This is a genomic window from Singulisphaera acidiphila DSM 18658, assembly GCF_000242455.2.
Lineage (GTDB): Bacteria > Planctomycetota > Planctomycetia > Isosphaerales > Isosphaeraceae > Singulisphaera > Singulisphaera acidiphila.
Window position 1 is genome coordinate 8674840 of sequence record NC_019892.1, and the last position, 12826, is coordinate 8687665.

The 12826-nt window shown below is 62.9% G+C and carries 11 protein-coding genes; 9 read left to right on the top strand and 2 right to left on the bottom strand.

Going from position 1 to position 12826, the window contains the following annotated elements; all coding sequences use genetic code 11:
• The first annotated feature begins 104 nt into the window (after positions 1 to 104).
• The 3 genes from atpG (at position 105) to atpC (ending at position 3085) form a co-directional block, all read left to right on the top strand.
• The gene (gene atpG / locus SINAC_RS33695; protein ID WP_015250011.1) at positions 105 to 1034 is read left to right on the top strand and encodes an ATP synthase F1 subunit gamma; all 930 of its coding nucleotides are present in this window, start codon (positions 105 to 107) and stop codon (positions 1032 to 1034) included.
• Positions 1035 to 1157: 123 nt separating this feature from the next.
• Positions 1158 to 2594, top strand: coding sequence for a F0F1 ATP synthase subunit beta (gene atpD / locus SINAC_RS33700; protein WP_015250012.1), 1437 nt, complete (start codon positions 1158 to 1160; stop codon positions 2592 to 2594).
• A gap of 44 nt (positions 2595 to 2638) precedes the next feature.
• On the top strand, positions 2639 to 3085 hold the full coding sequence (atpC, locus tag SINAC_RS33705; RefSeq protein ID WP_015250013.1) for an ATP synthase F1 subunit epsilon: 447 nt from the start codon (positions 2639 to 2641) through the stop codon (positions 3083 to 3085).
• A gap of 72 nt (positions 3086 to 3157) precedes the next feature.
• Here the strand turns inward: atpC and SINAC_RS33710 are convergent, their stop codons facing one another.
• Both SINAC_RS33710 and SINAC_RS33715 read right to left on the bottom strand, forming a co-directional pair.
• On the bottom strand, positions 3158 to 4063 hold the full coding sequence (locus tag SINAC_RS33710) for a metallophosphoesterase family protein (RefSeq protein WP_015250014.1): 906 nt from the start codon (positions 4061 to 4063) through the stop codon (positions 3158 to 3160).
• 28 nt (positions 4064 to 4091) lie between these two features.
• Positions 4092 to 4934 carry a CPBP family intramembrane glutamic endopeptidase gene (locus SINAC_RS33715; RefSeq protein ID WP_020466502.1) on the bottom strand — a complete coding sequence of 281 codons (843 nt, stop codon included), beginning with the start codon at positions 4932 to 4934 and terminating at the stop codon, positions 4092 to 4094.
• A 392-nt stretch (positions 4935 to 5326) separates the two neighbouring features.
• On the opposite strand from SINAC_RS33715, the gene SINAC_RS33720 reads away from it, so the two are divergent.
• The 6 genes from SINAC_RS33720 (at position 5327) to SINAC_RS33745 (ending at position 12793) form a co-directional block, all read left to right on the top strand.
• On the top strand, positions 5327 to 6640 hold the full coding sequence (locus tag SINAC_RS33720) for a c-type cytochrome (protein WP_015250016.1): 1314 nt from the start codon (positions 5327 to 5329) through the stop codon (positions 6638 to 6640).
• Between the two features lie 201 nt (positions 6641 to 6841).
• Positions 6842 to 7678 carry a cytochrome c oxidase subunit II gene (locus SINAC_RS33725; protein WP_015250017.1) on the top strand — a complete coding sequence of 279 codons (837 nt, stop codon included), beginning with the start codon at positions 6842 to 6844 and terminating at the stop codon, positions 7676 to 7678.
• Complete coding sequence (locus SINAC_RS33730; protein WP_015250018.1) at positions 7675 to 9513, top strand: cytochrome c oxidase subunit I; 1839 nt, start codon at positions 7675 to 7677, stop codon at positions 9511 to 9513. The genes SINAC_RS33725 and SINAC_RS33730 overlap by 4 nt, the downstream gene beginning before the upstream one ends.
• Positions 9514 to 9660: 147 nt before the next feature.
• A complete protein-coding gene (locus SINAC_RS33735) occupies positions 9661 to 10644 on the top strand; it encodes a COX15/CtaA family protein (protein ID WP_015250019.1) in 984 nt (327 codons plus the stop codon).
• Positions 10641 to 11573, top strand: a complete 933-nt coding sequence (gene cyoE, locus SINAC_RS33740; protein WP_015250020.1) for a heme o synthase — start codon at positions 10641 to 10643, stop codon at positions 11571 to 11573. Before SINAC_RS33735 ends, cyoE begins: the two co-directional genes overlap by 4 nt.
• A 155-nt stretch (positions 11574 to 11728) precedes the next feature.
• Positions 11729 to 12793 carry a cytochrome c oxidase subunit 3 gene (locus tag SINAC_RS33745; RefSeq protein ID WP_015250021.1) on the top strand — a complete coding sequence of 355 codons (1065 nt, stop codon included), beginning with the start codon at positions 11729 to 11731 and terminating at the stop codon, positions 12791 to 12793.
• Positions 12794 to 12826 lie beyond the last annotated feature (33 nt).

The window sequence follows — 12826 nt, forward strand, 5'->3', positions numbered from 1 at the left end:
CTCGCGGACGATAACGTTCCGCTCCTTCTGAAATCTCTGCCGGATCCGGAAATCGATTCCCTGAATTCCCTTGCGGATCATCCCAGCTTCCACGAGACCCACCGATGGCCAAGGCCCGAGCGATCGTCAAGCGCCGCAAGTCGGTGCAAAACATTCGCAAGATCACCCGGACGATGGAGCTGATCGCCACCGCCCGGTTCAAGAAGGCGCTCGATCGCGCCACCGAGGCCGAGGCGTACACTCGCAAAATTGCCGAGCTGGTGGCCAACCTGGGCGCCACTTCGCTCGACGTCTCGCACCCGTTGCTCGAGGTACGCGAGCCGGTGCGTCGGTCGCTCCTCCTGGTTCTCTCCAGCAACCGAGGTCTGGCCGGCGGCTACAACGGCAACGTCTTGCGTGTCGCCACTCGGGTCCTCCAAGACAATCAGGCGGAAGGGATCCCGACCACCTTGGAAGTCGCCGGTAAGCGCGGGATCAACTACTTCCGATTCCGCGGCACCGCGGCCGACACCTCGTACACCCAGTTTGAAGACCGGCCGCAATTCGACGAGGTCGAGGCGCTGGCGAACAAGTACATCGGCATGTACATCAAGGGGGAGATCGATCGACTCGACGTCTCCTACACTCAGTTCGTCAACAGCGCCCGCCAGGTGGCCGTCGTCCAGACGCTTCTGCCCATGACCACGGCGCAGGTCGCGGAAGCGACCGCATCGGTCCGGCAGGCGAAGCCGGCGACCGCGACCGGCGATTCGGCCGCGACCTCGAAGGCTCAAGCCGTCCCCTACGAGTTCTTGCCCGACCCCAAGAGCATCCTCGAAGAGATCGTGCCGGTCTCGTTCAAGGTCCGGCTCTTCAAGTGCTTCCTCGACGCGGCCGTCAGCGAGCAGATCGCGCGGATGGTCGCCATGCGAGGGGCGACCGAAAACGCCGACGACATGATCAAGTCGCTGACCCGGCTCTACAATCGTGCCCGGCAGGCGCAGATCACTCGCGAACTGGCCGAGCTCATCGGCGGTGCCGCGGCTCTCGAATAAGAAGATGAACTCAACTCACCACAACGACGCAATAGACGAAAGTCTCCCTTATCCCTGCGTCGTGGATCTCAGGGTCGTTGTGGTGAATCCCTGATGATCAACTACCCGACAGGGGATAGCCCAATGGCCACCGCGACTGCATACGGACGGATTTCCCAAGTGATCGGCTCGACGTTCGACGTCGAGTTCGAGGATGGGCACCTGCCCAACATCTTCAACGCGTTGACGGTTGATTCCGAGCAAAAGGGTGTCCGGATCAGCTTGACCGGAGAGGTCCAGCAGCAACTCGGCGGTAACCGGGTGCGCTGCGTGGCCCTCGGTTCGACCGACGGCTTGGTCCGCGGAATGGCCGTGGTCGACACCGGCGGACCAGTCACCGTCCCCGTCGGTAAGGAAACGCTCGGGCGGGTCTTCAACCTGCTGGGCAAGCCGATCGACGGGCGAGGCCCGGTGCCGACCTCCGAGCACTGGCCGATCCACCGCAACCCCCCGGCGTTCGACTCGCTCTCGCCGAAGACCGAAGTCTTCGAGACCGGGATCAAGGTCGTCGACCTGCTGACGCCGTTCGTCCGCGGCGGCAAGATCGGCCTCTTTGGTGGGGCCGGGCTGGGCAAGACGGTCATCCTCACCGAGCTGATCGCTCGTATCGCCAAGGTCCATAGCGGTTACTCCGTGTTCGCCGGGGTCGGCGAGCGGACCCGCGAAGGGAATGACCTCTGGCTCGAAATGCAGGATACGAAGATCGGGGCCACCGGCAAGTCGGTCATCGATAGCACCGTCATGTGCTTCGGCCAGATGAACGAGCCCCCCGGTGCCCGACTTCGCGTCGCCCTCTCGGCCCTGACCATGGCCGAGTGGTTCCGCGACTCGACCGGGGCCGACACCCTGCTCTTCATCGACAACATCTTCCGGTTCAGCCAGGCGGGCAGCGAAGTCTCCGCGCTCCTCGGCCGTATGCCGTCGAACGTGGGCTACCAGCCGACCCTGGCGAGCGAGATGGGTGCCCTCCAGGAGCGGATCACGTCGACCAGCAAGGGGGCCATCACCTCGGTGCAGGCCGTCTACGTTCCGGCCGACGACTTGACCGACCCGGCCCCGGCCACGACCTTCGGCTTCCTCGACGCCTTCATCGTGCTCCAGCGCTCCATCGCTGAGAAGGGCATTTTCCCGGCGGTCGACCCGCTCGGCTCGACCTCGCGTATTCTCGACGCCCAGTACATCGGCCAAGAGCACTACGACGTCGCCCGCCGCGTCCAGTCGATCCTCCAGCGCTACCGCGAGCTTCGCGATATCATCGCGATCCTCGGCGTCGACGAACTCTCCGAAGAGGACAAGACGGTCGTCCATCGCGCTCGCCGCATCGAGCGGTTCCTCTCACAGCCCTTCTTCGTGGCCGAGCCGTTCACGAACAAGGCGGGGCAGTACACGCCGCTCGCCGACACGATCCGAAGCTTCCAGGAAATCTGCGACGGCAAGTGGGACCACCTCCCCGAAGGGGCCTTCCTGTACGTCGGCTCGGTGGATCAGGCCGAAGAACAAGCCAAGCGAATGGCGCGCTGAGCGCAGTCGACCCCGTTGCCGATTTTCCAGGAGCGTGCCTCGCGATGGCTACCCACGAGACGATGGAGCCGGTCAAGACCGGCAAGAAACAGGGCGACCGGCTCCAGTGCGTGGTCGTCACCCCCGAACGCACCTTGTTCGACCAACTTGTCGAGTTCGTCGTCCTGCCGCTCTACGACGGCGAACTCGGTATCCTCCCCGGCCGATCACCCTTGATCGGCCGGCTCGGCTACGGCGAGTTGCGAACCAAGAGCGAGGGGATCACCCAGCGTTACTTCATCGACGGCGGCTTCGCCGAAGTCCGTGACGATGTCGTAACCGTGCTCACCAACCGCGCGATCCCGGCCGCCAAACTCGACACCGCGGCCGCGGCCCGCGAACTCGAGCAGGCCCAAGCCCAACGGGCCGCCAACGACTTCGACCAGGCCGAGAAAGACAAGGCCATCGCCCGGGCTCGCGCCCAGCTCCACATCGGCGCAGCCAAGGGCTAAGCCTGGAAGCAAAGGCCAGTAAATCGACTCCTCTTCGCTCGCCTTTTGGGGCGAGCGAAGAGAGATATTCCCCTACACCGAGGTCGTCGTAGGGAACCGGGCCCGGAAGAAGTGCGGGGTCTGCGAGAGCAAACGCGTCGACCACGCTTCGCCCGTCCAGGCGTGATGAATCGCGGTCACGTCGTTGCCTTCGAGCTCAATTTGAAGAAAGCCCGGCGGACGGTGGCCGGTCAGGTCCCGAAGCAGCGGAGCGCCTGCGTTCAAGCAGAGCTGGTCAGGCAAGGCCTCGGGGACAAACGACCAGGCCGCATGCACATGACCACAGCAATAAATATGCCGGCCCACGGTCGCCAACCATTCCGAGACCTGGGGGGCATTCACCATCCGCTTAGCCCCCAGTTCGACGGCGTAAGGTGCCGGCGCAACCACGGGATAATGGCAGGCGACGAGGAGGCGTTTGGGCAACCTCGTGGTCGATCCGCCCGTGAGCTCCCGGGCCCGTTCCAGTTGCTCGGGGGGAAGATAACCGCGGGCTGAGAGATGCGACCGGGTCGGGTCCAGGCCGAGAATCGCGGTCTCATCGTCGAGTTGGCGGAGCCAGGGATAAGGTCCAGGCGGGGCGAACATCCCGAACCATTCCTCAAACAGGCGGTAACGCACCGAACCCGCCGTGTAGCGGTCGTGGTTCCCTGGGATCACCGTCACCCGGGTCGAGTCGAGAAGGATCTCGGCCAACGCCGCCCGCGCCTCGCGAAACTCGTCGGCCAGGGCGGTCGTCGTCAGGTCCCCTGTGATCAGAACATGATCCGGGGCCAGTTCCAGAACCCGCGTGACCACTTCATGCAGACGCTCCAGGCGAAACTTCCCAGCGCGGCCTGCGAGCAGGCTGAACATGCCGACCGCCCGCTTGTTCAACAACCGGAGGGGGTTGAACGCATAGCGCCAAACGTGAATGTCGGAAAGGTGAATGATCCGCAAACCGCCCCCTTTCCGCCCCCTCTGATCTCTACAAGTGCCAGCCGATCCAGCCCACGAGCACATCATAGGCAGAATGCGTGCCAACCGCGACACCGAACCCGCGCACGACAAAGACCCAGGCGAAGTAGACTCCGGCCAGCCACCGGAAGATGAACGCGAACCAGGTGAACGCCTCGCCGGGGCTCCCCGCGTGGTGGGCCAGGGAGAAGAGCAAGGCCGACGTGGTGACCGCGATCGAGCTTGCCAAAACGGTCGGCGTCTGCAAAAGTCGAAGGACCCCGAAAAAGAGGGGAACCAGGGCCAGTCGGAAGAGCGCCTCCTCGTAAACCCCTGCTCCGAGAAACCCAATCAAAGGCGCAGCGGGATGTGGCTGGCTCGTCGGGTCCGCCGCCAGGGCAATGGTAGGGGCGGGCTCCAAGCACGTGAAACCGATGTCGACCACCCGACTCAACCCGACCAGGGCGACCGCCAGGAGGACGCTCTCGATCGCCATACCGACCAGTGAGGAGGGCGCGAACTTCCAGTCACGGGGGTCGGCAGCATGCCAGACAAGCAAGGAGACGACCAGGCAGAAGGGGAGAAACCAGTGATCGGTCAGCCCCACCCCGGCGAGGGCATGACGCATCCAGGCATCGGCACCTGTCCGAAATGAAACCGCCGACTTGCCGCCCAGCCAGAGCACGCCGAACTCGTAAGTCAACAAGATCGGCGCAACGAAGGCCAAGCAAGGAAGCGGCTTGCGGGTGAGCTGCCAGTACGAACGGCGATCCTCGACGGCCGTCCCTTCGGTCTCGCCCCACCAGCGGTGGTCGTAACCGAAACGGGACCGGCGCCGGCCTGGCGGCGGGACTTGTCGGGTTGAAGTACGCACATCCTCAAATGTCGGTAAAATCTCCGAAAAAATGCACCCACGCTCCAAGGCTTCTGGCGATTTCATAATTGTCATAATTTCTGCAAAGACCGAAAACAACGAAATAGCGCGGGACCTTGTAGGTGATTCCACTGACGGCTAACATAAGCGGATGGCCCGTGAGCCAGATTCTCTTAAGAGATGGTTGGGACGTGTGCGCTGCGGAAGGCGTCCTCAATCGTCGATAATTAATGCCCTCGCCACTGGGACACAAGCGTCCTCCTGGGACGCTCTTGCGTGTCCGGCTCGGCCTCACTCTGATCCGAATCGAGCGGGAGATATTCCCTCGAAACCGTTAGGTTTCAAGGGTTCTGGGGGTCGTACGGGATTGCCCGCGTAGGGAGGGTTAGCGCGTGACTTCGCGGTTTCGTCTCGCTTGGCTCGTCGGTTCGTTGGCAATGGCCGGTTGCGGGGGCTCGTTCAATCCCGGCCCGTTGCAATACGAAGAATCCGAGGCTTTGACCCGGGAGTTGGCCGATAAGACCAAGGCCAACCTCGCCGGCAAGCCCAAGCTCCAAGAAGGGGTTCGCAAAGGACTGGCCAAGCTGTTCGGGCCGAATCCCCAAGAGATTCGCGTACCACCTGGCTCAGGCCTACCCGCGGGGGGTCGCCAACTGGCGAACCTGATCGCGACCGGCGAAGGTCCCGAGGCCCGCCCCAAGCAAATCTACGTTCTCCGAACGTCGGCCACCGGGCAGCCCCCGATCAAAGAGCGGCAGGCGGGGGGCTACGCGCTCTATCGCCGCCACTGCCTGCACTGCCACGGTGTCAGCGGAGCGGGGAATGGCCCGACGGCGGACTTCCTCTACCCACGACCCCGCGACTACCGGCCGGGCAAATTCAAGTTCACCTCCACTCCCAACGGTGCCAAGCCGACCCGCGACGACCTGCGACGGACGATTCGCGACGGCCTGCACGGCACGTCGATGCCGGCCTTCGACTCGTTGATGGCCGACACCGAGATCGAGCAAGTTCTCGATTACGCGATCTTCCTCAGCATGCGAGGGGAGACCGAGTTGGGCCTGATCGACGAGGCCTCGATCGCCGACGAAAACGATCCCGAAGCGCTCTCGGACGACGTTCTCGACAGCGTCCTGAAGAACGTCATCAACAAGTGGAAGTCGGTCGAGACCCAGGTGTTCAACCCGCCGGTCGCTCGTACACCGGCGACCCGGCAGAGCATCCTCCGAGGCCGCGACCTGTTCCTGGGCCACAAATCACGCAAGGGGAACAGCGTCGATTGCGTCGGTTGCCACGGCCCGCAAGCCTTGGGCAACGGCGTGAGCTTCGTCTCGCAAGACGTCTTCAACGAAGTGGTCTTCGGCGGCGATCCGAGCCTTCAGGAAGCGCGGCTCCAGAATCACCGCAAAGAGATTCGCGAGCAGTGGAAGAACTCGCTCGACGACTGGGGCAACCCGCTCCGACCCAACAACCTCAATCGCGGAGTGTTCAAGGGGGGGCGACGGCCGCTCGACCTCTACTGGCGGATCGCCAAGGGGATCACGGGTGCCAAGATGCCCGGCCACTACCCGACGCTCGAAGCGGACGAGGTCTGGGATGTCGTGAACTTCGTCCTCGCGCTCCCCTACGAACCGAAACTGCTCGAGGGGGCGGTTCCCGCCAACGTAACCCCGGCCCCGGCCAAGCCGGCCGTGGCCCAGCGTTGACGGTTTCGCCGGCGGGATCACCCCGTCCGGAGCTGAAGATTCAATCCCCTGAGTTGTTGTCGAGTTGAGTTGGTGAGTCGTGCCGAGCGAGCCATGACCACGCGTTGAACCTGAATTCATTGAATCCGGATCGTTTCGAGTCGGACGCCACCGCCGCTCTCCGACCTCTCGCACTCGAAGCTCGATCAAGGGAGCGTTTCCGTGCGTTACTGGAGTCTGCTGTTTGCACTGGCCGCGATATTTTGTATTGGCGCGTTCGTTTATGCGCCGTTCAACCCGGACTGGTGGTTGCCGAACAGCCCGAGCGAGCCGTATCACACGATCTCCACTTTCGGGCGCGAGATCGACAGCCTGTTCATCATCATCCTGGTGATCACGGGCATCACGTTCATCGGCACCCAGATCGCCCTGGTCTGGGCGAGCTTCCGCTTCGTGGATCAGACCGATGCCGAGGGGCGGCCGGTTCGTAAGGCGACTTACTTCCACGGTAGCCAGCGTCTGGAGGTGGTCTGGACGATCATCCCCGCCTCGATCCTGGTCTTCATCGCGCTCTACCAGATGGGGACGTGGGCCGCCATCAAGTTCCGCAGCTCCGCCCCCAAGGTTCAGGCTCTGGCCGAGGTCACTGCCCGGCAATTCCAGTGGGTCATGCGTTACCCCGGCCCCGACGGCCGGCTCAACACGGCCGACGACCTTCACCTGGTCAACGACTTGCACTTCGTGAAGGGCAAGACCGCCTTGATCTATCTGAAGTCGAGCGACGTGCTCCACTCGTTCTTCTTGCCGCAGATGCGGATCAAGCAAGACGCCGTGCCCGGCTTGAACATCCCGGTCTGGTTCGACTCGGACCGCGCGGGGAGTTACGACCTGGCCTGTGCGGAGCTGTGCGGCTGGGGCCACTACAAGATGAGGGGCAACGTGACCGTCCATGAAACCCAGGCGGATTTCGACGACTGGATGCAGAGAGCCATCGACGCGCAAAACGTCAGCCAGCTCGCCGCGGTCGGCGGCCCTCAGGGAGAGGTGAATCCACGATGAGCGCACAACACGCCGCCAATGGGCACGGGCATGGGCACACCGCCGATTCGCACGGACACGACCACATTCACCCGGCCCCTAGCAACATCCTCACCAAGTATGTCTTCTCGACCGACCACAAGGTGATCGGCATCCAGTTCTTGATCTCGGGCCTGCTCTTCTTCGTTCTCGGCGGCCTACTGGCGATGGCCGTTCGCTGGCAGTTGGCCTGGCCCTGGTCGCCAGTGCCTATCCTGAGCAAGGCGCTCTGGTCCGACCCCGCCCTCGGCTACCGGATGCCGCCGGAATATTACAACAAGCTGTTCACGATGCATGCGTCGATCATGATCTTCTTCGTGATCATCCCGCTCCTGACGGGTGCGTTCGGCAACTTCTTGATCCCGCTCATGATCGGCGCCCGGGACATGGCTTTCCCGAAGCTGAACATGTTCTCGTACTGGGCAATGCCGTTCGCGATGGTCGCCATCCTGTACTCGTTCTATGTCGAAGGGGGATCCGCCGAGGCCGGTTGGACAAGCTACCCGGTCCTCTCGATCGCCCACTGGTCGACCCCCGGCTCGCTGAACGGACAGACCTGGTGGCTCGTCGCGCTTCTGTTCGCCGGCATCTCGTCGTTGATGGGGTCGATCAACTACATCACGACCGTGCTGATGCTCCGCGCTCCGGGCATGAAGATGTTCCGGATGCCGATGTCGGTCTGGGCTTTGTTCATCACGGCGATCCTCCAAGCGTTCGCGCTGCCGGTCTTGACCTCGGCCCTGGTGATGCAGTTGCTCGACCGGACCGCCGGGACCAACTTCTTCAGCCCGATCGGCTGGAGCGTGGCCAACGCCCCGCCGGTGGTTGGCGGCGGCCAGACCCTGATGTGGCAGCACCTCTTCTGGTTCTACTCCCACCCCGCCGTCTACATCATGATCCTGCCGGCGATGGGTTTCGTCTCGGACGTCATCGCGACCTTCTCGCGAAAGCCGCTCTTCGGCTACAAGCCGATGGTTTTCGCCATCGCCGGTATCGCCGGACTCGGCTTCATCGTTTGGGGACACCACATGTTCCAGTCGGGTATGAACCCCGCCCTCGGGGCCACGTTCATGCTTTCGACGATGATGATCGCCTTGCCGTCGGCCGTGAAGGTGTTCAACTGGCTCGGGACGATGTGGGGCGGGCGGCTCCAGCTCACCACGGCGATGCTCAACGCCATGGCGTTCGTCGCGATGTTCGTCATCGGCGGGTTGTCCGGAATCTTCATGGCGGCCACCCCGGTCGACATGCACATCCACGACACCTACTTCATCGTGGCTCACATTCACTACGTCCTCTTCGGCGGCAGCACGTTCGGGATCTTCGCGGCCATCTACTACTGGTTCCCGAAGATGTTCGGCCGGATGATGAATGAGCGCTGGGGGAAGATTCACTTCTTCCTGAGCTTCATCTTCTTCAACGGTACGTTCTTCCTGATGCACATCGTGGGCATGCACGGCATGCCGCGCCGTTACGCGGATTACTCGGCGTTCCCCTACCTGGACAACCCGAATATCCGCATCTTGAACGTGATCATGACCTACAGCGCCTTTGGTTTGGGCCTGGCGCAGATCCCGTTCGCGATCAACTTCTTCTACAGCATGGTCGCCGGCCCGAAGGCGGGTTCCAACCCCTGGAAAGCGAACTCGCTTGAATGGGCCACCCAATCGCCGCCGCCGCACTATAATTTCGAGACGATCCCGACCGTCTACCATCCGGCCTACGAGTTCAGCGTTCCCGGCATGCCTGACGACTTCTTGCCGCAGACGGTGCCTCGACCGGCCGAGGCCGGACCGCTCGACCCGGTCATGGCCTGACCTTCGACCTCGTGACTGATTCGATTCCGGGCGTCCCTCGCTCTCACAAAGCAGAACGAGCGGGCGCCCGGTACCTCACTCCAGGCGTATTGTGGCACGCCAAGGCTTTCTCAGTTTTTTTCCGAACGCGAGTCCGATCGATCCTCCATGGCGAACGACCCTCTGAAACCTTCCCGATCTGGAATCGAACCTGCCTACAAGGCCGGCCCGCACTGGGTGGCCGTGGTCGCGGCCTTCTTTACCTGGCCGTTGATCTTTGTGGGAGGGTCGGTAACCACTTACCGCGTCGGTATGGCCGTGCCTGACTGGCCGACGACGTTCGGCATCAATATGTTCCTCTATGATTTTTGGAACGCTCCGTTCGGCGTTCGGGTCGAGCATATGCACCGGCTCTACGGCGCTGCGGTTGGGCTCTCGACCTTGATCCTGGCCGTCTGGTTCCTGCTCGCCGAACAGCGGCGGTCGATGAAGTGGCTGGGGGTACTCGCTCTTGTCGCAGTGATCGGCCAAGGAGTATTGGGCGGCACGCGCGTCACCCAGAACTCCACCGTCCTGGCCGCGGTCCACGGCGTCACCGGCCAGGCCTTCTTCGCCTTGATGGTCAGTCTCTGTGTCCTCACGGGACGTGATTGGATCACGAGTTCGACACCGAATGTCGACGCGTCGCATTTGCGACGGCGGTCGGCGGTGACCTTGTTCCTGGTGGCCGTGCAAATCGCGGTCGGCGCCTGGCTTCGCCACTTCCCCTGGATGTCGCCGACCTCGTTGTTGACCCACGCCTTGCTCGGCCTGGCGGTCTGGGGCCACGTCGCCATGCTCGCCTGGAGGGTCGAACGAAACCGAGGCGTCGTCCCTGAATTGGTTCCTTCTTCGCGAGCAATGGCGCTCGCAGTGATGCTGCAAGTCGTCCTGGGAATTGCCTCGTGGTGGATGCTTCGGCCGTTCGACGGGATCCCCCGGACGGTCACGATTATCCAGGCGATGGTCCGAACCGGACATCAAGCGAACGGAGCTTTGCTCCTTGCTGCGTCGGTTGTTTTGACGTTCCGAGCGTTCCGGCACCTGGCTCCGGCGAAGAGGATGCCGAGTCGGTCGAGCCTGTCCGCTCCTGGTTTGGAGGTAGTCGCTTGAAGACCGCGGTGTCTTTCGCCCGGCAGGGTCTGGCCGAATCGCCTGCTGAAACGGCCATGGCCGATGCGCGAGGTCGGCTCGCCGCGTACGCGACCCTGGCGAAGCTCCGGGTCGCCACCCTGGTTTTGGCCACCGTGGCGGCTGGGTTCGTGCTCGGAGCCCGGGGCTCCTCGCACCCGTCCACTCTTTTGCTGACACTGCTCGGAACCGGAATGGTCGCCTCAGGGGCGAGTGCCTGGAACCAGTATCTGGAACGACGCCGTGACCTGCTGATGAGACGGACCGCCGGCCGACCGTTACCCAGTGGCCGGCTCGCCCCGCGCGAGGCCGCCCTGTTCGGTACAGGCATCGCCATCGCCGGAGTCGCAATCCTGGCGACCGCCACGAACCTCACCACTGCAGGGCTGGCGCTCTTGACGTTCGTGCTTTACGTCTGTGTTTATACGCCGCTCAAGCCGGTCACGACCTTGAATACAGCCATCGGCGCCATCCCAGGGGCGCTTCCCCCGGTCATCGGCTGGGCCGCAGCCACCGGCCGGCTTGGTATTGAGGCCTGGGCCTTGTTCCTGATCGTCTTTCTCTGGCAGTTTCCCCACTTCCTGGCCATCGCCTGGATCTACCGTGAGGACTACGCCCGAGGCGGACACAAAATGCTTCCGGTCGTCGACCCCGACGGCGTGATGACCGGCCGGCAAGCGGCGAGCTACGCCTTGGCCCTGGTCCCGGCCGGTCTGCTTCCAGCGACGATTGGCCTGGCCGGCCCTGTTTACTTCGCCGGGGCTTTGGCCCTGGGGATCTTTTACCTGACGTACTCGGTCCGCTTCTGGGCGGGGGTCACCGACCAGTCGGCCCGCCGCTTGATGTGGGCCTCGTTTGTTTACCTGCCGGCGATCTTGCTCCTCCTGCTGTTGAACCCGTTGCCGGCCTGACGGAACGACCGACTCCGTACCAGAATCAAAGGCATGATGAGACGAGGGGGGAAAAAAAAGGGATACGAACCCTGATGTTCTGAGCCTCTTTTTTTCTTTCCCTTCGTCCGTGTCTTCGTGCTCTCCGATGGTTTTTCTTCTATCGAGGTTGAGAGATGGCACACGTCGCCGATCCTCCGAACAGCTCCGAGCTTGCCGGCCACGTGACGCCGGCCGCCCGAACGGCCGTCCAGCACCCGCCTGTCTCTCCCGGCAAGGTGGCGATGTGGTTGTTTCTGGCCACCGAGATCATGTTCTTCACCGGCCTGATCGGGTCGTACATCGTCCTGAGAGCCGGCAGCCCCCCCACCTCGTTCACGAACCTCTTCCCGCCCGCCACCAACCTCAGCTCCGTCCATAAGAATGCCCAGGGCGTGATCCTGAAGGAGGTCGGGGCCAATCACGAAGAGGTCGTGGAGATCCTCGAGAGAAACACGACCTTCGATAAGTTTCAGACCGAAGAGCTCGAGAAGCGGCTGTTGGCAATCGAGCGCGGAGAGCCCGACGACGCCAAGGCGAACAAGCTGAAGGAAGAGACGACCAAGGAGTTCAAGCACGAGCAGGCGGAGCACCTGGTGCACGCGCTGCCGGCCGGAATCCTTTTCGGCGTCACACCTGAGAAGGCCCAGAAGGTTCACGACGAGCTCGAAGCCGTCGGGGCCACGACTTCGATCGTGCCGCTCTCCTTCTTCAACTGGCCGAAGCCCTACGACTTCATGACCAACCCGCTGAGCATCGACCTGACTGCGGCCAACACGTTCCTGCTCATCTGCTCATCGGTCACGATGGTCTTCGCCCTCAGCAGCTTTCAGCGTGATGAACGCCGCAAGGGAACGCTCTGGCTGCTGGCCACCACCCTGATCGGCTCCGGGTTCCTCAGCGTCCAGGTCTACGAATATTACCAGTTGATGTTCGGTCACCATTACCCGCCCGGCATCAGTGCCACGGGGCACTTCCGCCCGAGCGTCAGTATCTTCGCCTCCTGCTTCTTCACGATGACCGGCTTCCACGGGGCCCACGTCGCTGGCGGCGTGGTCATGCTCGCCTGCCTCACCCTGAACTCGGCACTCACCGGATCGTACAGGAAAGACCACTATAGCTCGGTCGAACTGGTCGGCCTCTACTGGCACTTCGTCGACCTGGTCTGGATCCTCCTGTTCACCGTCGTTTACCTTATCTGATCAACCTTGGATCTGATCGGAAACGGCGGACCC

Coding starts and splice junctions, on each gene's coding strand:
- atpG (WP_015250011.1), top strand. CDS start 105: ATGGCCAAGGCCCGAGCGATCGTCAAGCGCCGCAAGTCGGTGCAAAAC.
- atpD (WP_015250012.1), top strand. CDS start 1,158: ATGGCCACCGCGACTGCATACGGACGGATTTCCCAAGTGATCGGCTCG.
- atpC (WP_015250013.1), top strand. CDS start 2,639: ATGGCTACCCACGAGACGATGGAGCCGGTCAAGACCGGCAAGAAACAG.
- SINAC_RS33730 (WP_015250018.1), top strand. CDS start 7,675: ATGAGCGCACAACACGCCGCCAATGGGCACGGGCATGGGCACACCGCC.
- SINAC_RS33735 (WP_015250019.1), top strand. CDS start 9,661: ATGGCGAACGACCCTCTGAAACCTTCCCGATCTGGAATCGAACCTGCC.
- SINAC_RS33745 (WP_015250021.1), top strand. CDS start 11,729: ATGGCACACGTCGCCGATCCTCCGAACAGCTCCGAGCTTGCCGGCCAC.